Origin of the sequence: Cryobacterium sp. TMT2-42-4 (genome assembly GCF_004402645.1) — a bacterium.
GTDB classification, from domain to species: Bacteria; Actinomycetota; Actinomycetes; order Actinomycetales; family Microbacteriaceae; genus Cryobacterium; species Cryobacterium sandaracinum.
Genome location: NZ_SOFT01000016.1, coordinates 13,505 through 36,677, shown reverse-complemented (window position 1 = coordinate 36,677; position 23,173 = coordinate 13,505). Strand labels below are relative to the sequence as shown.

Annotated in this window: 18 protein-coding genes, 1 tRNA gene and 1 pseudogene; 12 read left to right on the top strand and 8 right to left on the bottom strand. The window is 68.3% G+C overall.

The genetic code is table 11. The annotated features are described in order from the left end of the window. Positions 1 to 24 precede the first annotated feature (24 nt). On the top strand, positions 25 to 339 hold the full coding sequence (locus E3O18_RS04755; RefSeq protein WP_134394975.1) for a DUF6457 domain-containing protein: 315 nt from the start codon (positions 25 to 27) through the stop codon (positions 337 to 339). 5 nt (positions 340 to 344) lie between these two features. Here E3O18_RS04755 and E3O18_RS04750 read toward each other — a convergent pair whose 3' ends face one another. Then, on the bottom strand, positions 345 to 2,699 hold the full coding sequence (locus E3O18_RS04750; protein WP_134417623.1) for an FdhF/YdeP family oxidoreductase: 2,355 nt from the start codon (positions 2,697 to 2,699) through the stop codon (positions 345 to 347). Between the two features lie 262 nt (positions 2,700 to 2,961). On the opposite strand from E3O18_RS04750, the gene E3O18_RS04745 reads away from it, so the two are divergent. From E3O18_RS04745 to E3O18_RS04735, 3 genes and pseudogenes are all read left to right on the top strand, one after another. Beyond that, positions 2,962 to 3,819, top strand: a complete 858-nt coding sequence (locus E3O18_RS04745; RefSeq protein WP_166784878.1) for a Cof-type HAD-IIB family hydrolase — start codon at positions 2,962 to 2,964, stop codon at positions 3,817 to 3,819. 198 nt (positions 3,820 to 4,017) lie between these two features. After that, positions 4,018 to 7,994 (top strand): annotated as a pseudogene (locus tag E3O18_RS16440) (Pls/PosA family non-ribosomal peptide synthetase). Continuing rightward, entirely contained in the window at positions 7,994 to 9,418 is a 1,425-nt protein-coding gene (locus E3O18_RS04735; protein ID WP_241978120.1) for a M1 family metallopeptidase, read from the top strand. Before E3O18_RS16440 ends, E3O18_RS04735 begins: the two are co-directional and overlap by 1 nt. Here E3O18_RS04735 and E3O18_RS04730 read toward each other — a convergent pair. After that, positions 9,415 to 10,146, bottom strand: a complete 732-nt coding sequence (locus E3O18_RS04730) for a 4'-phosphopantetheinyl transferase superfamily protein (RefSeq protein ID WP_166784642.1) — start codon at positions 10,144 to 10,146, stop codon at positions 9,415 to 9,417. The genes E3O18_RS04735 and E3O18_RS04730 overlap by 4 nt on opposite strands. 89 nt (positions 10,147 to 10,235) lie before the next feature. On the opposite strand from E3O18_RS04730, the gene E3O18_RS04725 reads away from it, so the two are divergent. Beyond that, positions 10,236 to 11,252 carry a magnesium and cobalt transport protein CorA gene (locus tag E3O18_RS04725; RefSeq protein WP_134394971.1) on the top strand — a complete coding sequence of 339 codons (1,017 nt, stop codon included), beginning with the start codon at positions 10,236 to 10,238 and terminating at the stop codon, positions 11,250 to 11,252. On the opposite strand, the gene E3O18_RS04720 is transcribed toward E3O18_RS04725, so the two are convergent. Beyond that, the gene (locus E3O18_RS04720; protein ID WP_134394970.1) at positions 11,230 to 12,249 is read right to left on the bottom strand and encodes an adenosine deaminase; all 1,020 of its coding nucleotides are present in this window, start codon (positions 12,247 to 12,249) and stop codon (positions 11,230 to 11,232) included. The two genes, E3O18_RS04725 and E3O18_RS04720, sit on opposite strands and share 23 nt — an antisense overlap. A 133-nt stretch (positions 12,250 to 12,382) precedes the next feature. On the opposite strand from E3O18_RS04720, the gene E3O18_RS04715 reads away from it, so the two are divergent. Beyond that, positions 12,383 to 16,234 carry an AAA family ATPase gene (locus E3O18_RS04715; RefSeq protein WP_241978119.1) on the top strand — a complete coding sequence of 1,284 codons (3,852 nt, stop codon included), beginning with the start codon at positions 12,383 to 12,385 and terminating at the stop codon, positions 16,232 to 16,234. Further along, positions 16,227 to 16,508 carry a hypothetical protein gene (locus E3O18_RS04710; protein WP_241976954.1) on the top strand — a complete coding sequence of 94 codons (282 nt, stop codon included), beginning with the start codon at positions 16,227 to 16,229 and terminating at the stop codon, positions 16,506 to 16,508. The genes E3O18_RS04715 and E3O18_RS04710 overlap by 8 nt, the downstream gene beginning before the upstream one ends. Positions 16,509 to 16,934: 426 nt before the next feature. Here the strand turns inward: E3O18_RS04710 and mscL are convergent, their stop codons facing one another. The 3 genes from mscL to E3O18_RS04690 all read right to left on the bottom strand — a co-directional run bounded on the left by mscL (position 16,935) and on the right by E3O18_RS04690 (position 18,513). Continuing rightward, positions 16,935 to 17,372 carry a large conductance mechanosensitive channel protein MscL gene (gene mscL / locus E3O18_RS04700; protein ID WP_134394969.1) on the bottom strand — a complete coding sequence of 146 codons (438 nt, stop codon included), beginning with the start codon at positions 17,370 to 17,372 and terminating at the stop codon, positions 16,935 to 16,937. An 85-nt stretch (positions 17,373 to 17,457) separates the two neighbouring features. Continuing rightward, positions 17,458 to 17,847 carry an FmdB family zinc ribbon protein gene (locus E3O18_RS04695; protein WP_134394968.1) on the bottom strand — a complete coding sequence of 130 codons (390 nt, stop codon included), beginning with the start codon at positions 17,845 to 17,847 and terminating at the stop codon, positions 17,458 to 17,460. 87 nt (positions 17,848 to 17,934) lie between these two features. Further along, positions 17,935 to 18,513 carry a 5-formyltetrahydrofolate cyclo-ligase gene (locus E3O18_RS04690; RefSeq protein WP_134394967.1) on the bottom strand — a complete coding sequence of 193 codons (579 nt, stop codon included), beginning with the start codon at positions 18,511 to 18,513 and terminating at the stop codon, positions 17,935 to 17,937. Positions 18,514 to 18,547: 34 nt separating this feature from the next. Here E3O18_RS04690 and galU point away from each other — a divergent pair, with 34 nt between their 5' ends. The 4 genes from galU to E3O18_RS04670 all read left to right on the top strand — a co-directional run bounded on the left by galU (position 18,548) and on the right by E3O18_RS04670 (position 21,406). Continuing rightward, on the top strand, positions 18,548 to 19,441 hold the full coding sequence (gene galU / locus E3O18_RS04685) for a UTP--glucose-1-phosphate uridylyltransferase GalU (protein WP_134394966.1): 894 nt from the start codon (positions 18,548 to 18,550) through the stop codon (positions 19,439 to 19,441). 56 nt (positions 19,442 to 19,497) lie between these two features. Then, the gene (locus tag E3O18_RS04680; RefSeq protein WP_134394965.1) at positions 19,498 to 20,157 is read left to right on the top strand and encodes a GNAT family protein; all 660 of its coding nucleotides are present in this window, start codon (positions 19,498 to 19,500) and stop codon (positions 20,155 to 20,157) included. Between the two features lie 72 nt (positions 20,158 to 20,229). After that, a complete protein-coding gene (locus E3O18_RS04675) occupies positions 20,230 to 21,252 on the top strand; it encodes a hypothetical protein (RefSeq protein WP_134417620.1) in 1,023 nt (340 codons plus the stop codon). 81 nt (positions 21,253 to 21,333) lie between these two features. After that, positions 21,334 to 21,406 (top strand) — tRNA-Ala (locus E3O18_RS04670). Positions 21,407 to 21,646: 240 nt separating this feature from the next. Here E3O18_RS04670 and E3O18_RS04665 read toward each other — a convergent pair. Together E3O18_RS04665 and E3O18_RS16735 are read right to left on the bottom strand one after the other, a co-directional pair. Continuing rightward, the gene (locus E3O18_RS04665; RefSeq protein ID WP_134394963.1) at positions 21,647 to 22,534 is read right to left on the bottom strand and encodes a metal-dependent hydrolase; all 888 of its coding nucleotides are present in this window, start codon (positions 22,532 to 22,534) and stop codon (positions 21,647 to 21,649) included. A gap of 79 nt (positions 22,535 to 22,613) precedes the next feature. Continuing rightward, positions 22,614 to 22,736 carry a hypothetical protein gene (locus E3O18_RS16735; protein WP_255408599.1) on the bottom strand — a complete coding sequence of 41 codons (123 nt, stop codon included), beginning with the start codon at positions 22,734 to 22,736 and terminating at the stop codon, positions 22,614 to 22,616. Positions 22,737 to 22,922: 186 nt separating this feature from the next. Here E3O18_RS16735 and E3O18_RS04660 point away from each other — a divergent pair, with 186 nt between their 5' ends. Then, the gene (locus tag E3O18_RS04660; RefSeq protein WP_134394962.1) at positions 22,923 to 23,168 is read left to right on the top strand and encodes a hypothetical protein; all 246 of its coding nucleotides are present in this window, start codon (positions 22,923 to 22,925) and stop codon (positions 23,166 to 23,168) included. Positions 23,169 to 23,173: the final 5 nt, after the last annotated feature.

The following is a 23,173-nucleotide window of genomic DNA, read 5'->3' as shown; positions in this document are numbered from 1 at the left end:
TGAGCCACCAGATGAGGAGAACCGATGACCCTTTCATCCGATGAAGAGCTCGCCCTGGCCCAGTGGAGTCGACGGCTGACGCAGGCCCTGCAGCTCCTGGACCTCGAAGTCGACACCCAGGCGATCCTGCAGCTGGCCGAGGAATCACGGTCGGTGAGTCCCTCCGCCGGGCCCGTCAGTACCTTCATTGTGGGCTTCGCTGCCGGACAGGCAACCAATAGCGGCAAGAAGAACGTTCAGTCCGCCGTTGAGACCGCCCTGAAGAAGGTCCACGGGCTCGTGGCCGATGGCACTCAGGGCGGCCCGGACAACACGGGCTGGGTGGACTCAGCCCAGTAAGGGCGCTAGGCCGGAGCGACTGTCCCGGCACTGGTCGTTGCCGCCGGACCAGCCGGTTCAGGCACGGTCCCGGACGGCTTGAGGCGAACGATGACCGCCTTCGAGACCGGCGTGTTGCTGCCATCCGCGACGTGATCGAGCGGCACCAGGACGTTTGCCTCCGGATAGTAAGCAGCGGCGCACCCGCGTGGCGTCGGGTAGGAGACCACGCGGAACTTTCGCAGTACGCGCTCCTTGCCGTCCTTGTACTCGCCCACGATGTCCACCAGCTGCCCGTCGGCTAAACCGAGTTCGGTGATGTCTTCGGCGTTGACCATGATGACGTCGCGGCCCTTCCGGATACCGCGGTATCGATCGTTGAACCCGTAGATGGTCGTATTCCACTGATCATGGGAACGAAGGGTCTGCAGAATCAGGGTCCCCATGGGCCGTTCCACCGGCTCCAGGTCGTTCGCGGTCAACACGGCTTTGCCCGTGGGTGTGTTGAAGGTGCGGGAATCGCGCGGGCCGTTCGGCATGATGAAGCCGCCGTCTTCCCGGACCCGCTCATTGTAGTTCTCACACCCCTCCACGACCCGGGAAATGTGATCGCGGATCAAGTCATAATTCTTCTCGAAGCCGTCCCAGTCGGCGTTGATCCTGTCACCGAGGGTCGCTTTGGCAAGCCGAGAGATGATCGTGACTTCGGACAGGAGTGTGTGGGCCACAGGTTCCACACTGCCCCAGGACGCGTGCACCGCGCACACGGTGTCCTCGACGGAGATGAACTGCGTGCCGGTCTCCTGCACGTCGATCTCAGTCCGGCCCATCGTGGGCAGGATGAGGGCTGCTTTGCCGGTGACGGTGTGAGACCGGTTGAGCTTGATGGAGATCTGGGCGGTGAAGTCACAATTCTCCATCGCCGCTTCCGCTGCGTGTGTGTCCGAAATCGCCGCCACCAAGTTTCCACCGAGGGCCAGAAAGAACTTGATTTTTTCTTCCTGCATGCGACGGATCGTTTCCACGGCGTCGGCACCGTGCTGCCGCGGAGGTTCGAAGTCGAACTCCTTGCCCAGGGCGTCCATGAACGCCGGGGGCATCTGCTCCCAGATGCCCATGGTCCGGTCGCCCTGGACGTTGCTGTGGCCGCGGATCGGGGACGCGCCGGCCCCAGGCTTGCCGATGTTGCCGCGCAGCAGCAGCAGGTTGATGATCTCCTTGATGGTGGCGACCCCCTTCTTCTGCTGCGTGATACCCATGGCCCAGGTGATGATGACCTTGTCCGCCTTCAGGTAACGCTCGGCGAGCTCGTCGATCTCCTCGATCCGCAAACCGGTCGCCTCGAGCACCTCCTGCTCGTCGAGCTGAGCAAGGTGCTCTTTCAGGTCTTCAAGGCCTTCGCAGTGCTCCGCCAAAAACGTGTGGTCTAAGACCGTGCCGGGGTTCCTGGCCTCAGCCTCGAGTACCCGTTTGGAAACGGCCTGAAGCAGGGCCATGTCGCCGCCAAGCCTGATCTGCAGGAACTGGTCGGCCAATTCGGTGCCCTTGCCGACGACGCCGCGAACTGTCTGCGGATTCTTGTACCGCTTCAGCCCTGCCTCGGGAAGGGGGTTCACAGCGACCAGGGAGCCTCCATTGCGCTTGCAGGCCTCCAGCTCGTTGAGCATTCGGGGATGGTTCGTGCCCGGGTTCTGACCCATCAAAATTATCAGGTCCGCCGCCGCAAAATCGTCAAAGGTGACCGTTGCCTTGCCGATGCCAATCGTCTGGCCCATGCCCCAGCCGGAGGACTCGTGGCACATGTTCGAACAGTCCGGCAGATTATTGGTGCCGTAACCGCGCACGAACAGCTGGTACAGGAACGCCGCCTCGTTGGACGTGCGGCCGCTGGTGTAGAAGGCCGCGTCCTCCGGGGAGGCCAGGGCGTTGAGCTTCGTGGCGACCAGGTCGATTGCCTCGTCCCAGGGGATGGGGCGGTAGTGGTCCTCGCCGGCGGGCTTGTAAACAGGCTCGGTCAGTCGGCCCTGCATGCCAAGCCAGTACTCGCTTCGTCCCCGCAGGTCGCTCACGGAATGCTCGGCCCAGAAGTCAGGACCGATGACGACGGGAGTCGCCTCCCAGGTGACCGCTTTGGCGCCCTCCTCGCAAAATTCGAACGCCTTGCGGTGGTGCGGATCAGGCCAGGCGCAACTGGGGCAGTCGAAGCCCTTCTTCTGGTTCATGGCAAGCAATGTCTTCCGGGTGCGGTCGACACCCATGTGCTCGAGCGCCGGCACGAGGGAATGCACTACGCCGGGGATTCCTGCGGCCCATTCCTTGGGCTTACTGACCTCGAGTTGGCTCTCGCCGGCTTCCTCTATTTTCGGAGTCTTGCTCACCATGGCCATCTCCTTCAGATCCAGTGGCTCCGAAGGAGGGCCCCCGAAGGCGGGGTGCACCCCCGGATCAACAGTAATCACCTGACGAGGGTCATCGGAAAGGAATGCCACTTTTCGTCAGGCGAGTGTGCGTGGTCGTCGGCAGAGCGGGTGCCGTCGTGAAGCATGGAACTCAATCTCAGATAGCGTCGTTATGCACGATCACACCGCTCCGGTCGTCTCCGATGATGCAACGTCCCGGAGACGACCTCGTCTGGAGCACCTCATGATTTCCCCCCGCATCGCATTCGTCGACGTCGACGGCACGCTCATGGAGACGGGCTCGGTGATCGCGGAGTCGGCGATCGCCGCGGTGCGCGCCGCCCGGCACAACGGGCACCTGGTGTACCTCAGCACCGGACGGGCGTCCGTGGAGATCTACCCCGCGATCCGCGACATCGGATTCGACGGTTTCATCAGCTCCGGCGGCGGGTTCGCGGAGATCGGCGATGAGCTCGTGATCGAACGCACGATGCCCGAAGCGGCCGTGGCCCGGATGATCAGCTTCTATGAGGAGTCAGGGTACGACTTCTACTTACAGTCCTTTGACGAGCTGTACCCGAGCCCCGGCGTGCATGACCGCTTCGCGGAGTACTACGCGTCCGACGAAAAGCGGAAGGCGGGAGCCGGCTATGCGACGGCATCCGTCACCGGTGCCGTCGCACACCCGGCGCTGAAGGCCTTCGTCGATGTGCGCCCCTTCAGTGTCACGGGCATCGCGAAGTCGGTGTTCCTCGCCGGCGACCTCCGGGCGTACGACCGGGTGTCGGACGCGCTCAGCGGAGACTTCCATGTCATCACCGGAACCATCCCGCACATGGGGCGCGGCAGTGGCGAGGTGACGTTGAATGGTGTGAACAAGGGCTCCACGATCCTGCGGCTCCTCGACCGGCTCGGCCTCGACGCGGCATCCGCCCTCGGCATCGGTGACAGCAGCAACGACATCGAGATGCTGCAGGTCTGCGGGGTCGGCATCGCCATGGGCAACGCCTCGGATGCCGTCAAGGCCTACGCCGACGAGGTCACCACCTCCGTGCAGGGCGACGGCGTCTGGAACGCCTTCCGCCGCCACGGTCTGATCTGACGCGTCGCGGCACCCATCGCCGGTGTCACCGTGCACGGACACCTCCCTGTTACCTGCGGGTTCTAAACTGGTGGCGCGCGGTGGCTGGCACCGCGACCTGGACGAGGAGCCTGCGTGACCCTGACCCCGATTGAGCCCGGCCAGGACGTGCTCGAGGCCGGACACCGCGCGGCACCGGCCCGAACCCTGGTCGACATCATGCTCGCGACCGCCGGCCGTCATCCGGGCGCGCTCGCCCTCGAAGACGTCGACGGGGCGATTAACTACCGGGACCTGGTGAGCCTGGTCACCGAGCAGGCGGAGCAGCTCAGTCGCCGTGGGGTGCGCCGCGGCGACACCGTCGGCATCCGGATCCCGTCGGGAACCCGGGAACTGTATCTCTCCATTCTGGCGACCCTCCTGGTCGGCGCCTCCTACGTGCCCGTCGATGCCGACGACCCCGAGGAACGCGCCCGGCTCGTCTTCGGCGAGGCCCGGGTCGTGGGCGTGATCGGGGCGCGCGGCGTGTTCGAAGTGCGCACCGGCATCGACGCGGAGATGTTCGCCGAACGGATGCTGGCGCCCGGGGACGACCTGGCCCTCGCCGGCACGATCGGCGCCATGCCGGCCCCCGACGACGATGCCTGGGTGATCTTCACCTCCGGCTCCACCGGGGTGCCCAAGGGGGTGGCGGTGACCCACCGCTCCGCCGCCGCGTTCGTCGACGCGGAGGCCGACCTGTTCCTCCGGTCCGACCCGATCGGTCCCGCGGACCGGGTGCTGGCCGGCCTCTCCGTGGCCTTCGACGCCTCCTGCGAGGAGATGTGGCTGGCCTGGCGGAACGGTGCCTGCCTCGTCTCGGCGCCCCGCTCCCTGGTGCGTTCGGGGGTCGACCTGGGCCCGTGGTTGATCAAGCACGGCATCACCGTGGTGTCGACCGTGCCGACCCTCGCGGCCCTGTGGCCGGAGGAATCGCTGGAGCGGGTGCGGCTGCTGATCTTCGGCGGCGAAGCCTGCCCACCCGAGCTCGCCTCGCGCCTCGCCGTGCGCGGCCGGGAGGTGTGGAACACGTATGGCCCGACCGAGGCCACCGTCGTCGCCTGCGCCGCCCTGCTCGACGGCCGCGGGCCGGTGCGGATCGGGCTTCCTCTGGCCGGCTGGAACCTTGCCGTGGTGGATGCCGCCGGTGCCCGGGTGGCCCACGGCGAGACCGGGGAACTCATTATCGGCGGGGTCGGGCTGGCCCGCTACCTCGACGCCGGCAAGGACACCGAGAAGTACGCCCCGCATACCGAGCTGGGCTGGCACCGCGCCTACCGCAGCGGCGACCTGGTGCGCTACGAGCGCGAGGGTCTCGTGTTCGTCGGCCGTGCCGATGACCAGGTCAAGCTCGGCGGCCGGCGTATCGAACTCGGCGAGATCGAGGCGGCCCTGCGCGCGCTCCCGGGGGTGGCCGGAGCGGCCGCGGTCGTGCAGAGAACCCCGGCCGGCAACCAGATCCTGGTCGGCTACCTGGCCCAGGTGGAGGGGGCCCTCTTCGACCGGGCGGCCGCCAACATCCGTTTGCGCGAAGAATTGCCGGCCGCGCTCGTGCCGCTGCTGCACGTCGTCGATGAGCTGCCCACGCGCACCTCCGGCAAGGTAGACCACGGTGCCCTGCCCTGGCCCCTTCCCGCCACCGGGGGTGAGCAGGCGGAGACCTTCTCGCCGACGGCGGCGTGGCTTGCCGCCGGCTGGGCCGCCATCCTCGGGGTGTCGGCCGACGGCCCCGACGCGGACTTCTTCGCCCACGGCGGCGGGTCGCTCTCCGCGGCCCAGTTCGTGTCGACCATCCGCGAGCGGTTCCCCGACACCCGAGTCTCCGACATCTACGACTACCCCCGGATCGGTTCCCTCGCCGACGAGCTCGACGGACGCGCACCCGCGGCGGCGCGTATCGTGCGGGAAGTTCAGCCGGTGCCCCGGCGCAGCCGCCTCGCCATCACCCTGCTGGGAGTGCCGCTGCACGTGCTGGTCGGCGCGCGTTGGCTGGTCTACCTCGCGGCGGCGAACAACCTGCTCGCGGGCTGGGCAGGCGCCTCCTTCGCGCCCACCATCTCCTGGTGGTGGGTGGCGCTCGGGTTCGTACTCTTCGTCACCCCGCCCGGCAAGATGGCCATCTCCGTCGTCGCCGCCCGGCTGCTGCTGCGCGGCGTGGAGCCGGGCAATTATCCGCGCGGCGGATCGGTGCACCTGCGCCTCTGGCTCGCCGAACAGGTGGCACTTCTCTCGGATGCCGTGAGCCTGGCCGGTGCCCCCTGGATCAGCTACTACGCCAGGGCCCTCGGCGCCCGCATCGGCACCGACGTCGACCTGCATTCCCTGCCGCCGGTAACCGGGATGCTGGACATCGGTGCCGGGGCAGCCATCGAACCCGAGACCGACCTGTCCGGCTACTGGATCGACGGCGACGTGCTGCGCATCGGGCCGGTGCGGATCGGCGCCGGCGCCACGGTCGGCTCCCGCAGCGCACTGCTCGGCGGCGCCGACATCGGGTGGGGCGCCGTNCCGACCTGTCCGGCTACTGGATCGACGGCGACGTGCTGCGCATCGGGCCGGTGCGGATCGGCGCCGGCGCCACGGTCGGCTCCCGCAGCGCACTGCTCGGCGGCGCCGACATCGGGTGGGGCGCCGTAATCGAACCGGGCTCGGCCGTCTCCGGACCGGTGCCGCCGGGTGAACGCTGGGCCGGGTCCCCGGCCGCCCGCATGGGCGCCGCCCGCGGCTCCTGGCCGGCCGAGCGCCCGCCGCGCGGGACCCGCTGGCTGACCGCCTTCGCGACCGGGGCCATCGCCATGACGGCCCTGCCCGCGTTCGCGGTGCTTGTCGGTGCGCTCATCGTCGGGGCGTCCATCGGCGACGCCGCTACCCTGGCCGACGCGGCCGCGCGGGCCGCCCTGGCCATCCCGCTCGCGGTCGTGGCAGCCGGGCTGGTCTACGCGCTGCTGGTGCTCGGCTCCGTTCGGCTGCTCGGTGTGGGCCTGCGGGAGGGGTACTACCCCGTGCGCAGCCGGATCGGCTGGCAGGTCTGGATGACCGAGCGCATCCTCGATGGCGCCCGAACGCTCCTGTTCCCGATCTACGCGAGCCTGCTCACCCCGATCTGGCTGCGCCTGCTCGGCGCGAAGGTGGGCGCCGGCGTGGAAGCCTCCACCGTGCTTCTCATCCCCGCCCTGACGACCATCGCCCCGGCCGCGTTCCTCGCCGACGACACCATGGTCGCCTGTTACGAACTCGGCGGCGGCTGGCTGCACATCGGGCCGGCCAAGATCGGCCGCCGGGCGTTCCTCGGCAACAGCGGCATGGCGGGCGCGGGCCGCACGGTGCCGCGCAACGGGCTCGTCGCGGTGCTCTCCAGCACGCCGCGGAAGGCGAAACGCGGGTCGTCCTGGCTGGGCAACCCGCCCGAACGGCTGCGCCGCACCGTGACGGATGTCGACGAGGCCCGCACCTTCCACCCACCGCTCCGGCTCGTCACCATGCGGGCGCTGTGGGAGATGCTCCGGATCGTGCCGGTCATCGTCACGGTCCTGATCGCCCTCGGCGTGCTCGTCGCCCTTGATGCGCTCTGGCTCACGGTCGGCCTGGGGTGGACGATCGCGCTTTCGGGTCTGGTGCTGCTGGCCGCGGGGGCCGTCGCCGCCCTGGTGACCACGGCCGCGAAGTGGTTGCTGGTGGGCCGGATCGACGCCACGGAACATCCGCTCTGGTCGTCGTTCATCTGGCGCAACGAGGTGTCGGACAGCTTCGTCGAGATGGTCGCCCGACCCTGGTTCGCGGCGAAGGCGGCCGGCACGCCGGCACTCGCCGTGTGGCTTCGCACTCTCGGCGCGCATATCGGGTACGGCGTGTGGTGCGAGTCCTACTGGCTGCCGGAGGCGGACCTGGTGAGCATCAAAAACGGTGCGACCGTGAACCGGGGCTGCGTGGTGCAGACGCACCTGTTCCACGACCGCATCATGCAACTGGACAGGGTCACCCTGGCGGCGGGCGCCACGCTCGGGCCGCACAGCGTGATCCTGCCGGCTGCCGACATCGAGGAGGGCGCCACTGTGGGGCCTGCCTCGCTGGTGATGCGCGGGGAACGCGTGCCGGCCGGGTCGGTGTGGTCGGGCAACCCCATTTCGCCGTGGCGCCGTCTGCCGTGGCAGACTTGATGCCCACCATGCCTCGCACCCCACCACCCTCAGGCCCCGCTCATTGCCTCACTCAGAGCCTCACCCCGCTGCCACCCACACCCGCGCTCGGCCCGGCCGGCGTTCGAGGGGCTCCGACCCACGGCGCCGCCACCGCGGGCGACCCGTACCTGCCGGGCAACGGGAATGGCGGTTACCTCGCCCTGCACTACGACCTGAACCTCGACTACCGGGTGGCCACCAATCAGCTGCGGGCCACGGCCACCGTGCAGGCCCGGGCATCGATGAGGCTGGACCGGTTCAGCCTCGACTTCGACGGTCTCACTGTGGACCGGGTCACCGTCGACGGGGTGCGGGCGCTGAAGGTGAGCCAGAGCGCGCGCAAGCTCACCATCACGGTGGTGGCGACGATCGAGGCCGGGGCGCTGTTCGAGGTGACCGTGCGGTATCGCGGCGCGCCGCATCCGTTGAAGAGCATCTGGGGCGAGGTCGGCTGGGAGGAACTCGACGACGGCGTGCTCGTGGCCGGCCAGCCCACGGGGTCGGCGTCGTGGTTCCCCTGCAACGACCACCCCAGCAACAAGGCCTCGTTCCGCATCCGGGTCAGCTGCGAGGACCCCTACACGGTCGTGGCGAACGGTACGTTGATCGCGCGCACGAGCCGGTCTGGCCGCACCAGCTGGACCTACGAGGTGAAGGAGCCGATGGCCACTTACCTGGCCACGGTGCTGATCGGCCGTTACCGGCGCGCCGACGCCGCCGCCGCCCCGGTGGCCCAACGCATCTTCTTCCCGGCAAACCTCGCTCGCGAGGTGGCGGTGGACTTCGCCCGACTTCCGGAGATGATCTCCCTCTTCGCCGACCTCTTCGGTCCCTACCCGTTCGACGCCTACTCGGTCGTGGTCACCGACGACGAGCTGGAGATCCCGCTCGAGGCCCACGGTCTTGCCATTTTCGGTCGCAACCACGTCGACGGTGCGCACGGCAGCGACCGGCTGATCGCCCACGAACTGGCCCACCAGTGGTTCGGCAACAGCCTGACCGTCGTGCGGTGGCAGGACATTTGGCTGCACGAGGGGTTCGCCTGCTACGCCGAGTGGCTGTGGGCGGAGGCCGGCGGTGGACCAACGGCCGATGCGAGTGCCGCCGTGCACCGGACCGAGATCGAGGCCTTGCCGCGGGACATCGTCATCGGCGAACCGGGGCCGCACGCCATGTTCGACGACCGGGTCTACAAGCGCGGCGCCCTGGCCCTGCACGCGGTGCGCCGGTCGCTCGGCGACGACGCCTTCTTCGGCGCCGTGCGCGCCTACACGCGGGCGCGCCGCCACGGGTGGATCTCCACCGATGACCTCGTCGAGTTCTTCTCCGTGCACACCGACAGCAGCGACATCCGACGCATCGTCGACCGCTGGATCTACCGGAGCGCCCTGCCCAAGCTCTAAGCCGGCGCGTTCGCGTCGTGACGGATGTCCGCGGCCGGCACCAGGCGAACGGTCGGCTCGCCCGAGGTGAGCACGCCCTCGGTGAGCACAGCCACTGTTCCGACCAGTCCCGGGCCGGGCTCGACGCCACGGAGCATGATCGCATCGATGGGGACGCGGGCCCCGTGCCAGCCAGCGAGGCGCGGTGCGTCCGGGCTTCGGCGGCCCGGCAGGGTGATGGTGAGGTCGCGGGGGTCCACCCGGAGCCCGTCGCCGGTGCACTTCAGTGCGGCCTCCTTCGCGGTCCACAGCCGGGCCCGCGCTTCGGCGGCGTCGACGCCCGACAGCTCGCCCAGGACGGCGAGCTCCGCCGGTCCGAACGCGACGGCGTCGAACCTGGCCCGGGAGACATCCGCGACGCTCTCGATGTCGATCCCGACCGGCCCGAGAAACGTCAGGGCGTACGCGACACACCTGCCGGCCCGGCTGAGGCTGACGTGCAGCGGGCGGGAGGCAGGGTGGGAGGCGGCGCGGGAGCCTGACGTGGTGCCCGGCGGAACCGCCACCTGGGGCCGGCCGTGGTCCCGGCCGTCGCAGTGCGAGCAGCGCCGGTCGATGCGCACGAAGAGTGGATCGACGCCGAGCACCACGGCGGCCGCGGCGGCCAGGAACCGGCGGTCTGCGGCATCCGTGGCCCCGCGGGGAGCGATGACGATGACGACGTCGTCACCGTCTGGTTCAGGGTTCACGCCCCCAACGTACCGCCCGCCGCCGCCGGTGCCGGTCAGCGTCGGGCGTTACCGGTGCGACACTGGTATCTGGTAGTTAGGGAGCGCGCGTGGCACTGATCGACAACGCTGTATATGTGAAGGGCCGCAGGGCCGCGAACCCGACGACGCTCGACGAGACCTATGAGGTGATGAAGGCCCACCAGGGCTTCGCCTGGATCGGGATGTACCGGCCCTCACCCGACGAGGTGCGCTCGGTCGCGGCCGAATTCAGCCTGCACCACCTCTCGGTCGAAGACGCGCTGAAGGGCCACCAGCGGGCGAAGCTGGAACGCTTCGACGACATCCTCTTCGTCGTGCTGCGTCCGGCCCGCTACCTCGACCAGGAAGAACGCGTCGAGTTCGGTGAGCTGCACGTTTTCGTGGGCCCCGACTTCGTGGCCACCATCCGCCATGCCGAGTCGCCAGACCTCGCACAGGTGCGCGAGCGCATGGAGAAGACGCCGGAGCTGCTGGCCCTCGGGCCGGAGGCCGTGCTCTACGCCATCCTCGACCAGATCGTCGACGAGTACGGGCCGGTCGTCGCCGGGCTGGAGAACGACATCGACGAGATCGAGGACCAGCTCTTCGACGGCGATCAGGCCGTCGCCCGGCGCATCTATGACCTCTCCCGGGAGGTGATCGAGTTCCAGCGTGCGACGCAGCCGCTCGTGGGCATGCTGGAGTCGTTGCAGAAGGGCTTCACCACCTACAACGTCCCCGCGGAGCTCAGCCACCACCTGCGCGACGTGCTCGACCACACCCTGCGGGTTGTCGAGCGCGGCGACGCGTTCCGCCAGCTCCTCGACAATGCCCTCACCGTGCACAGCACCCTTGTCACCCAGCGCCAGAACGAGGAGACCCGGCGGTTGTCCGAGACCAGCCTCGTCCAGAGCGAAGAGGTCAAGAAGATCTCGAGCTGGGCGGCCATCCTCTTCGCTCCCACGCTCGTGGGCACCATCTACGGCATGAACTTCACCCACATGCCCGAGCTCACCTGGGTGTTCGGCTACCCGTTCGCACTCGCCCTGATGCTCGCGATGGGCGTCGGCCTCTTCGGCGTCTTCAAGAAGAACGGATGGCTGTAGCCGGCGCCGGCTGGGCAGCACGCCAGGCATCGACCTCGGCAGCCAGGGCCGCCTTCTCCCCGTTCGTCAGGAACGACGCCTCGATCCCGTTCCGTGCGAGCAGGGCCAGCCGGTCCGGTCCCAGGCCGAACTCCGCATCGACCGCGGCCAGGTTGTCGTCGATGTAGCCGCCGAAGTAGGCCGGGTCGTCGGAGGCGATGCAGGCGAGCAGCCCGCGGTCGAGCATCCGCACGATGGGGTGATCGGCGAGGGTGTCGATCACGCGCAGCCGCACATTCGAGAACGGGCAGACCGTAAGCGGGATGCGGTCCCGCACAAGCCGGTCAAGCAGCACCTCGTCTTCCAGGCTGCGGATGCCGTGGTCGACGCGTTCCACCCCGAGCAGGTCGAGAGCCTGCCAGACGTAGTCGGGCGGTCCTTCCTCGCCCGCATGCGCCACGAGGCGCAAACCGTTCTCGCGGGCCAGAGCGAAGACCTCGGTGAAGAGCTCCGGGGGATAGCCGACCTCGGCCGAGTCCAGCCCGATGCCGTCGATCGGCACCCCACCGGCGAGAATCTCTCGAAGGATCTGCAGGGCCTCGGCGGGCGGACGGTCCCGGAGGAACGTCACGATCAGCTTCGTGCTGATGCCCCACTCGTCGACCGACCGGTCCAAGGCGTCGCGCACCCCCGCTAGGGCGGTGACCAGCGGGACGCCCCGGCTCGTGTGCGCCTGCGGGTCGAAGAAGAGCTCCGCGTGCCGCACCCCGGCCGTGCGGGCGCGGGCCAGGTAGGCGCGGGTCAGGTCGGTGAAGTCGATCCGTTCGCGCAGCACGTCCAGGGCCCGGTAGTAGAGGTTCAGGAACGACTGCAGGTCGGCGAAGTCGTACTGGGCGCGCAGCTCCGCCAACGACGCCCAGGGCAGAGTCACCGCGTTCCGCGCGGCCAGCTCGAAGAGCAGCTCCGGTTCGAGGGTTCCCTCGATGTGCAGGTGGAGTTCGACGAGGGGGAGTTTCATTGCACCATTCTCGCCGAGGCGAGCCGAATCGCTGACGGCCGCACGCGGATCCGGAAGCCCCGCTTTAAGACAATTCGGGGCTGAATCCGTGCAATTCCGGGCCGCCTGCCGGGGAATCGGAGGGATTTGGCTTATGGTGTCGACTGTGTGGCGCCTCGATAAGAAACTAGATGACGACGGCATCCTGACGGAGATTCAGGATGCTCCGCCCGCCGACCCGCACGATTCCGCGGCTCCGCACGCGGTCAGCTTGGGCGATCCGTCCCTCACCGTGGGCAATGTGGCCGACCCGGTCTGGCAGCGCTGGCGCGACGAACTCGCCGAAGTGGGCGGGCGTTCCCCGCTGCTGCACTTCAGCGACGGACCCCGCACGCGGATCGAACTGAGCGCCACCCATCCGGGCGGTCTGCCCCAGTTCATCACCGGCAAGACGGCTCTGCTCTCCAACCTGATCCGCGACGAGCTGGCCCTGCGCAACGCGCGTCTGGCGGCCGGCGAGATCACCCAGAAGGGCATCGAACTGCGCTCCATGCGCGGCATCGAATCGGTGCACCTGGCCATCGGCCTAGCCGAGTGGTGCCACAACGATGTCAATTACAGCGCACCCGTACTACTGCGCCCCCTCGCCATCCGCCGCTACGGCCGCGATTTCGAACTCAAGCTCAAGGGCCAGCCGTTCCTCAACCCGGAACTGGGCCGCGCGCTGAAGGACCAGTTCGAGATCGTTCTGGATGCCGATGCGTTCGTGGCGCTGGCCGTCACCAACGGCGCCTTCAAACCGCAGCCCGTGATCGACCGGTTGCGCGGCCTCACCTCGCACCTGCCCTGGTTCAACGTGGTACCGCGCCTCGTGGCCTCCGTGTTCGCCGACGTCGGCCGCGCTCTCGCCGCCGATGCGGCCAGCCTGGACCATCCGCTGCTCGACGCGATCGGTGGCAACACCAACGCCCGGCGTGCCATCGAGACCGCGTACAACCCGGTCGTCCCGATCGGTCAGGACTCCCGGCCACCGGCCACCGACATCCTTCTGCTTGACGCCGACTCCGAGCAGGAGAACGTCGTCGCGCAGATCGCGGCCGGCAACTCGCTCGTCGTGAAGACCCTTCCCGGCACCGGAGGCACGCAGACGATTGTGAACGCGATCGGCTCGCTCATCGCTCAGCACAAGCGCGTGCTCGTTGTCAGCGCCCGCCGCTCCAGCCTCGACGGTATCGCGCACCGCCTAGTGCAGGTCGGGCTGCCCGGGGTCGCCGTGACCCCCCGCACCCTGCGCCGGGACCTGATCCAGTCGATCACCCGCAACGAGAAGGCCACCCAGCCCATGGTCGGCGACGTCGACGACGCGCTCGTGCGCCTGCGCAAGGTGCTGCTCGACTACCGGTCGGCGCTCACCCGCCGCGACCCGACGCTCGGGGTGTCCGTTCTCGACGCCCTCGGTGAACTGGCACGCCTCGCGCAGCTGCCCTCACCTCCCTCGACCACGGCCAGGCTCGACCGACGCGCGCTCGAACGCCTGGCGCAGGGTCGGCCGACCGCCGCCGCCACCCTGATCAAGGCGGCTGCACTCGGTGAATTCCGCTACGGACCCGGCGACTCGCCCTGGTACGGAGCCTCCTTCACCTCCACCGCGGACGCCTCGGCGGCGCACCAGCTGGCCAAACGGGTCAACCAGATCGAACTCCCGCGCCTACTCGAGCGTGCCGCCGGACTCGTCGGCCAGACCCGACTGCGACCGTTCGAGACCATCGCCGAGCTCGGCGTCTACCTGCGGCTGCTGCTCGACATCCGGGAGACGCTCGACAAGTTCCAGCCGGCTGTCTTCGACCGGTCCCTGACCGAACTGATCTCCGCGACCGCGTCTCGCCGGGAGTCGCCCGAGATGACCGGCGCGAACCGTCGCCGTCTGCGCAAGCTCGCTGTGGAATACCTGCGCCCCGGCGTGCACGTGAGCGACATGAACGAGAGCCTGCGCCGCATCCAGCAGCAGCGCACCCTGTGGCAGCGCTTCGTAGTCGCCGGCGTCACCCCCGAGGTGCCCGTGGGTATCTCGGATGTGCACGTGGCCTACCAGCGCGTCTCGGAAGACCTCGCGAGCCTCGACATTCCGCTCGGAGCGGCCGGAACCACCCGTCAGCTGTCGAACCGCCCGGTGAAGGAGCTCATTTACGTGATCTCCGGCCTGGCCGCCGAGAGCGAGGTACTGGCGAACCTGCATGAGCGCACCGCGCTGCTCGCTACTCTGCGCGCGCACAATCTCGACCCGCTGATGACCGACCTGTCCCAGCGACACGTGTCCGAGAGAGACGTCGCCGACGAGCTCGAACTCGCCTGGTGGCAGTCCGTGCTCGAGAGCATGCTCAGCGGCGACAAGGCCCTCCTGAACGCCAACACGCAGGTTCTCGACCGGCTCGAGGCCGACTTCCGCCTGGTCGACGAGGCGCACGCCTCGACCACCGGGCAGCTCCTCGCCTGGCTGCTCGCCGAGACCTGGAAGATCGGCGTCGTCGACTGGCCCGAGGAGGCCGACAACCTCAGGCGCCTGCTGCGCGCCGACCGGGCCACCCCCACCCGCCTGCACAAGGCCGCCCCACACCTGGGCCGCGTGCTCGCCCCGGTCTGGCTGGCCTCGCCCTACGAGGTGGCGGCACTCGACGACCAGATGAGCTTCGACACCGTACTGCTCGTCGACGCCGGCGCCACCACCCTGGCCGAGAACGTCGGCGCCATCCGTCGCGGCCGGCAGATCGTCGCGTTCGGCGACCCGGTCACGCAGACACCGTCGTCGTTCGAGACCGGCATCACGGCCGCCGCCGACGACCGCGTCGAGCAGGAGACCAACGTCGACGCCCTGCACGCCGACTCGGCCCTGGCCCGCCTCGGCGAGCTGCTGCCGACCCTGACCCTGACCCGCAGCTACCGCGCCGGCGGCGAAGACCTCGCGGAACTCGTCAACCACCGCTTCTACGGCGGACGCATCGACTCACTGCCCTGGGCGGGCAGCTACCTCGGGCACGGCAGCCTCACCATCAACTACGTGGCCGGCGGGCACGGCATGCCCGACGCCGACTCCGGGGCCGTGGAAAGCGTCGACGCCGAGGTGGCCAAGGTCGTCGAACTCGTCATGGACCACGCCGTCAAGCGCCCGAAGGAATCACTCATGGTCATCACGGCCAGCGCGCGGCACTCCGTGCGTGTGCACCAGGCCGTGCTGTCCGCCTTCTCCAAGCGCACCGACCTCTCCGACTTCATCCTGAAAGACCGGGCCGAGCCATTCACTGTGCTCACCCTCGAGCAGGCCGTGGCGCAGAGCCGCGACCGGGTGATCTTCTCCATCGGCTACGGACGCACCCCGCACGGCCGTCTCCTGACGAACTTCGGTTCGCTCGGTGAACCGGGCGGCGAGCGGCTGCTGGCCATCGGCATGACCCGCGCCCGCCGGGCCATGGACATCGTCTCCTGCTTCCGCCCCTCCGACATCGACGAGGATCGCCAGCGCCACAGCATCCTCGCGCTCTCGCAGGTACTCAGTGAGACCGAGGCGCGCCGCAATGAGGCACAGGTTCCCGACGTGAGCGAGGCAATGCTGGTCGACCTGGCCCGCCGCCTGGAACGGCTTGGCCTCACCGTGTCGCTCGGCCACCGCGGCAAGCTGGCCCTCGCCGGCTCGCACGCGGGCCGTGCCGTCGTCGTCGAAACGGATGCCGTCGTCGGCCGGTCGAGCCTGCGCGAGTCCCTGAGGCTCCGCCCCGAAGTGCTGCGCCGCCTCGGCTGGCACTACCTGCGGGTGCACAGCTTCGAACTCTTCAGCAACCCGGACGCGGTGGCCGCCCGCGTGGCGGCACTCGTCGGCCTGTCGGTGCCGTCGGCGGCTGCCGGATCCTCCGCGCATGGCTCGGCCGCGCAGGGTTCGACGGGGCATGGTTCGACGGGGCCAGGTTCGACGGGGCGTGGTTCGTCCGGTCCGGTGCGCCGACCTGGTGCCTGAGCGCGGCGTACCCGAGCGGGATGGTCTCGACGAGTTCGACCACCGGGACAAGGTCGGCCACCTGGACGCATCCGTCGTTCCCCGGCAATTCGTCGTCAAATCGGCCGGCACGTCCCGGCGTGCTCGGCTGACGCCCGCGCCCGACACCGACCCTGATCCGCACCCACCGGTTCTGCGCGAGGAAGGCGGCATCGTGCCCGCCGATCCCACCGGACCGGGAACCCGCGGCGTCAACGACGAACGGCTCCGTCAGGACCGCCCGCCGCACTGGTAGCCGAAGGGACGGAGTTGGTGACTGCCGTGGATGAGTGAGGCCTCATCGTCGTGGGCGATGGACCCGCCGAGCCCGAGCCCGAGCGCGTGTGTGTGTGTGTGTGTGTGTGTGTGTGTGTGTGTGTGTGTGTGTGTGTGTGTGTGTGTGTGTGTGTGTGTGTGTGTGTGTGTGGCTAACTCAGGACATCCGCCGGCCGCATTCACGAGCCGCCGCGGAGCAGTGCGGAACCGGCGCGGATGCCCGACCCGGCCGGACGGATCTCCTGAGTTGGCCACGACCCCTGCCCGCTGTGCAGCAGCGCTTGTGCCGTTCGGTATCCGCCACACGCTCCGGACGCGGCCTTCCGCCTGTACTGAGCAGCGTCAACCGGGGCCGGTCAGATTTGGTTTGCCGAGAGCGGTAACCAGGCGATGAGGCCTCAGTCAGCTAGAGCGTGTGCTTCGAGCCCTGGTCGAGCGTCGCGCCGGCGGCCAGCAGGTCGCGGATCTCGGTCAGGAGGTCGAGTTCCGTTGTGGGGGCGGCGGCATCGGCGGTGGAGGGAATCCCGGCTGCACGGCGACGCTCCTGCGCGTGCTTGAGGTGGTTGAGCGGCATCACGAAGACGAAATAGACGACGGCCGCGACCAGCAGGAAGTTGATGGCCGCGGCGAGCACGAGTCCGAACGACAGACCGCCCCCGCCGGGAAGGCCGATGACCATCGCCTCCGCCAGGCTCTCCGAGTCGAAGATCGCCGCGATCAGCGGGTTGAAGATGCCCGTGACGATCGCGCTGACCACCCCGGTGAACGCCGCGCCGATGACCACGGCAACAGCAAGCTCGATGACGTTGCCGCGCATAATGAATTCTTTGAAGCCCTGAATCATGGTGATACTCCGGTGAGGTCTCGGCGCCGGGACAGGCGAGTGGTGTGCTGGTGTGCTGGTGTGCTGACGCTCTGACGTGCTGGGGCTAGGAGGCCTTCGCGGCGGGCGCGGGCGCGGGTGTGTTACTGGTGCTGGTGCTTGCGACTTTTCTCGGGCCGGAACTGTCTCTCGCGGGGGCCGCGGACTTCTCGCTGGAGGAGCCGGAACCGGTGCCGGAATCGCCCGACTTCGCGTCTGAGCTCTTGTCTGACTTTTTGTCTGGGGTCTTCGACGAGCGCTCGAGCGAGCGCTTCGCATCCGACCGGGCGTCGTTGCTGTAGAAGCCGGAACCGCTGAAGGTCACGCCGATGGACGAGAAGACCTTGCGCAGCTTGCCGGCACAGGTCGGGCAGGTGGTGAGCGAGTTGTCGGTGAATGCTTGCTGGATGTCGAACGCGGTGTCGCACTCGGTGCAGCGGTAGGAATAGGTAGGCACTGGAACTCCGATGGGGGACCGGCCCACGGGCCGGAATCTCCGATTATGAAATGGCTTTCGTTGAACAGGAAGTAGGGGGCGGGCCGATCAGAACGCGATGATGCGCGTCGGGGTGACCAAGCCGTCGACCGGCTGGTCGTGAACCTCGCGGGGTACCTCGTCGACGTATTCGTTCTCGAAGACGACGGCATACACCGGCGGGCACTTCTCCATCGAGCCTAGGGTCTTGTCGTAGTAGCCGCGACCCCAGCCCATGCGCAGGCCGGTTGCATCGACGGCGGCGGCCGGCACGATGATGAGGTCAACGTCATTGATCGCGATCGGGCCCAACAGGCTGCCGCCTGCCTCGGGGGCGCCCGAGAGACCCTCGAATTCGGTCTGGTCCTCGCCGACGGTCCAGTCGAGGAGTCCGTCATCGCGGGATACCGGAAACAGCACCCGGATGCCCTGGGCCTCCGCCCAGTTCACGAACGGGCGGGTGTCCGGTTCGTTGCGGGAGGACAGATAGCAGGAGATGGACCGGGCCGACAGATCCAGGGTGATGCTCTGCAGATTCTGGGTGAATCCGGCCGTGGCGGCATCCCGCTCGACCGAGGTCAGGTTCTGGCGGCGCTCCCGCAGCTCGGCGCGAAGCGCGCGCTTTCGGTGACCGATATCGGAATCCATATATCTCATCCTAGATGCCGATATCGTAGGGACCATGGGGACATCAATTACCAAAGCCGTCATTCCTGCTGCAGGACTGGGCACTCGTTTTCTTCCGGCCACCAAGGCCATGCCGAAGGAGATGCTGCCGGTCGTCGACAAACCAGCGATCCAGTACGTGGTGGAGGAGGCCGTGGCCGCGGGCCTGACCGACGTGCTGATGGTCACCGGGCGCAACAAGAACGCGCTGGAAAACCACTTCGACCGCATGACCGAACTCGAGGCGATCCTGAAGAAAAAGGGTGACCACAGCCGACTGGAGAAGGTCAACCACGCCACCGACCTGGCCGACATCCACTACGTACGCCAGGGTGACCCGCTGGGCCTCGGCCACGCGGTGCTGCGGGCCAAGATGCATGTTGGCAACGAACCGTTCGCGGTGCTGCTCGGTGACGACATCATCGACGAGCGCGACCCGCTGTTGGCGAAAATGCTCGCCGAGCAGGGCACGCGCAATACCAGCATCATCGCCCTGATGGAGGTGGAGCCCTCCCAGATCCACCTCTACGGAGCGGCCGCGGTCGAGGCCACCGACGATCCCGACGTGGTGCGGGTCACCGGGCTGGTCGAGAAGCCCAGCACCGAGGATGCCCCGTCGAACCTGGCCATCATCGGCCGCTATGTGCTACGCCCCGAGGTCTTCGAGGTGCTCGAGCGCACCCAGCCGGGCAAGGGTAACGAGATCCAGCTCACCGACGCGCTGCAGGAGATGGCGCTGAACCCGGCCACCAGCGGCGGCGTGTACGGGGTCATTTTCCGCGGCCGCCGCTACGACACCGGCGACCGCCTCGACTACATCAAGGCCATTGTGCAACTTGCCGTCGACCGCGAGGACCTCGGACCGGACCTGCGGCCCTGGCTGCACGAGTTCGTCGCCACTCTCGACTAGAACACGCGCGGTAGATTAAGGAAACACCATTTCGGCACTGAGTAGACGGGCACACTGTGGCGATCGCAATACCGACGCTTCATGAGGGTCCCGTCACACTGCGACCGATTCGATTGCGCGACGACCGCAACCTCGACCGTTCCCTGATGGAAAACCGGGGCTGGCTGCGCACCTGGGAGGCCACCAGTCCCTATGCGCCGATGTCCTTCGACACCCGCGCCAGCATCCGCAGCCTGCTTGCGCACTCACGTGTCGGCAGCGGGCTGCCGTTCCTGATCGAACACCAGGGCGAGCTGGCCGGCCAGCTCAACGTGTCGTCGATCACCTGGGGCTCCCTGTCGTCGGCCACCATCGGCTATTGGGTGGGCGAGGAATTCGCGGGGAAGGCGATCACGCCCACAGCCGTAGCCCTGGCCACCGACTACTGCTTCGGCCAGCTCGGGCTGCACCGCATGGAGATCTGCATCCGACCCGAGAATGTGCCCTCGCTGCGGGTCGTGGAGAAACTCGGCTTCCGCTACGAGGGTCTGCGCCGCCGGTACATTCACATCAACGGCGACTGGCGCGACCATTTTTGCTTCGGGCTGGTGGCCGAAGAGGTGCGCCAGGGCGTGCTGCATCGCTGGCAGTTCGGCCAGGTGCCGGCCGACGCCGCCCGGGTGACGGACGTCGATCGGGCCGCGGCCGCGCATCCGTTGACGGTGAGTGACCGATGAGTGCGGGAATTGCCCGTGACACACCCTCGATAATCATCACCGCATGGCTACGGCCCTCCTACCTTAGAGACTATGAGTAGCGAGGTCCTGGGCGGGGGAGTGATGATTGCGGTCGCGGCTGCCCTGTGGGTGACCTACCTCATGCCGACCTGGGCGCGCCGACGCCAGTACCTCACCACCGAGCGCAACGCCGTTCGCTTGCAGCAGACCTTGCGCATTCTGGCGGAAACGTCGGAGGTGCCCCAGCAGGTGCGGCTCGAAGCGAACGCCCGAACCGTCCTGAACCAACGCAAGCTGCTGGCCCAGGCCGAAGACGATGCCCGAGCCGAGGCGAAGGCGGTGACGGATGCCGCCGCGTCCGCCCGGCGCTCCGCCGCGGCCCTGGCCGCCACAAATCGTGCCGCTGCCGCCCGAGAGGTCGCTGCCCAGGCTTCCGCCGTGCGTGCCGGCGCCGCCGGTGCCGCGGTTGTGGCCGGCTCGCCGGGTCGCGCTCGCGCTCTGCGTCTGCGCCGGGTGCGAGCGTTGACCTCCCTGATCCTGCTCGGGGGCATCCTTTTCTTCGTCTCCGGGGTTGTCGCGGTCGCAGCGGGCGGAGCCTGGACCGCAGTCCTCGGCGGCCTGGCCACGGTCGCGCTCGCTGTCGGGGCGCTGTCGCGCCTCGCCCGCACATCTCGCCGCGCCCACCAGCACGCCGCCGCCGCGAATGGCTCAGAGGTCAGCTCCCCCTCCGCCCGCGTCGGGCAGGCCTTCGAGTCCGTGCACCTCGAGGAGACGCCGGTCGTCGCCCCGAGCTGGACGCCGCTGCCGCTGCCTCGGCCGATGCACCTGTCGCGCGGATCCGTCGCCCAGGCGGCGATGGCATCCGTGGATGCCGCCGCCGAGCTGCGGAAGGTAGCCGCAGAGGCTGAACTCGCCCGCCGGGCCGCGGCCCTCGAGGTGGCCGTCACCCCGCTCACGCGTGCGGTGCCCGGTCGCGAGAACGCTCCGGTCGTGCCCGCAGCGAGCCGGTTCGCGTCGATGGGCGTCGTCGGAGACACCGCCCCCGGCATGAGCGACCTCGACGACGTGCTGCGCCGTCGCCGCGCCGTCGGCTGACCGAACCCGGGCGGATTCGGGCTCTAGCGGGCGGTTCGGCGAAACTCGGTCGCCGCGCGTGATATTCTGCATAAGCGGTTGGGGGCTATGGCGCAGTTGGTAGCGCGTCTCGTTCGCAATGAGAAGGTCAGGAGTTCGAATCTCCTTAGCTCCACCGAGATAGTGATAATCGTCAGTCGCAGGCCCCTGGGAAACCGGGGGCCTTCTTCTTTGTCACGGTCTTTCTGTCTTCGTCTTTCTGTTCTCGTCTTCAGGCCGACGAGCCATTCCGTCGCCAAACGCGGACGTTTCGGTTCATGCGGCGTGTTGCGCCGGGGTGAACGGCGTGTCGCAAAAATCTCCGAAATGAAAGTTTCTGATCCAGGCCGAGTTCACGTGCCGACCTGCACCGGCCTCAGCCGCCGAGCGCCGATCGGCCGACGAACGTCTCCATGGTGAGCACGGTCGTGCCCTCCACGTCGGTTGTCGACAGCGCCACGCGCACAGCACCGAGCTCGGTCAGGGAGGAAACGTGGGTGCCGCCGCAGGGGATGCGCACGTCGTGTACCGGCAGCTCACAGACCCAGTACCGGCGGTCGGTCAGCAGTGGGCCGTCCCGGTCGATGCGCACGCTTGCGTCCGTAGCCACCCACCCGGCGAGAGCGGTGTTCAGCATCGATTCGATCTCGGCCAGTTGGTCGGCCAGTTCCTCGGTGACGAAGCCCTTGCGGCGCAGGGATTTGCCGAGCCGGTAGGCGTCCACGGATCCGTTCTCGCCGATGAGGGACACGTCGATCGCGGTGCCGTCGAAGTCGGGGCTGCCGAGGGCGTCGGTGCGCACGTCCTTCTTCCACCGGTTTGCGAGAGCCAGGTTGAGGGCGAGGGAGGCGAGGTGGCACGCGGTGTGGCCCGCGGACATTCGCCGCCGGTAGCCGGTGTCGACGACGGCGTCGACCGGCTGCCCCTCGACCAGCGCGGCATGGGGCTGCACGATGTGAGCCACGACGAACGCCCAGCCGGGTGTTCCCTTCGGCACCGGGATGTCCCGGCCGAGGTGCAGCGCCGACCCGTCCGTTGCTCCGACGACGCAGTCCAGCACCGGCAGCTCGATTCCCTGGGCGCGCAGCACGGCCCGGTCGGGACCCTGGTCGGGCCAGCCTGCGTCGACCGGGTGCACGGGGGTGGTGTCGAGGAGCACGGCAAGCAGTCCGGTCGGAAGCGGCTCGACGTGCAGCACCGTCGCGGTGCCCTCGGTCTGCCCGGCCGGGTAGCCCACTTGGGTGTCCATAACGGGAAGGGTCATCGGCAGGTCCTTTCGGACTATAAAAGGGTGTTGCCGCGGCTAGCGCGGCAACACCCTGAGTTTATTCGTGGAGCAGGCGCTAGGCCTTGCGGGCCTTCTCGGTCGTCTCGTTCGCCTTCGCGTGCTTGTCGGCACGCTTTTCTTTCAAGGACTTGCCGGCAACCTTTTTGGATGCGTCCTTCTTGGGTGATTTGTCAGCCATGTGTACTCCTTCGAACCGAGCCCCAGCGGCACCGTGACTTCGACCCTACGCGGGTTGCCGCGAAACGGCACCTTCCCGCTCGCACCGGCACCCGGCCCTGTGCAACTTGCGCGCCCGGCCGTAGGCTGAGACCGACGCGCCCCGCCAGGGAGGCAGACGTCTCCACCCGGAGAAAGGGATCCAAATATGAGCGACATGACCACCTACGAGGCCATTTTCTACGGACCCAACGTGATCGCCGCCGGCACGCCCCGGAAACTCGAGTACGTGAACGGCGAGTATCAGCAGGAGGTCGTGCTTGAGGAGACGGAAGACGGCTCAACCGTGCGCCGCCGTTTCCGGATCGGCCACGAAACAGAGGAACCGATCCCTTACCGCTTCGTTGAGGAGGAGATCGAAGACCTGCAGGGCGAAGCGGATATTCCCAACTAGCCGGA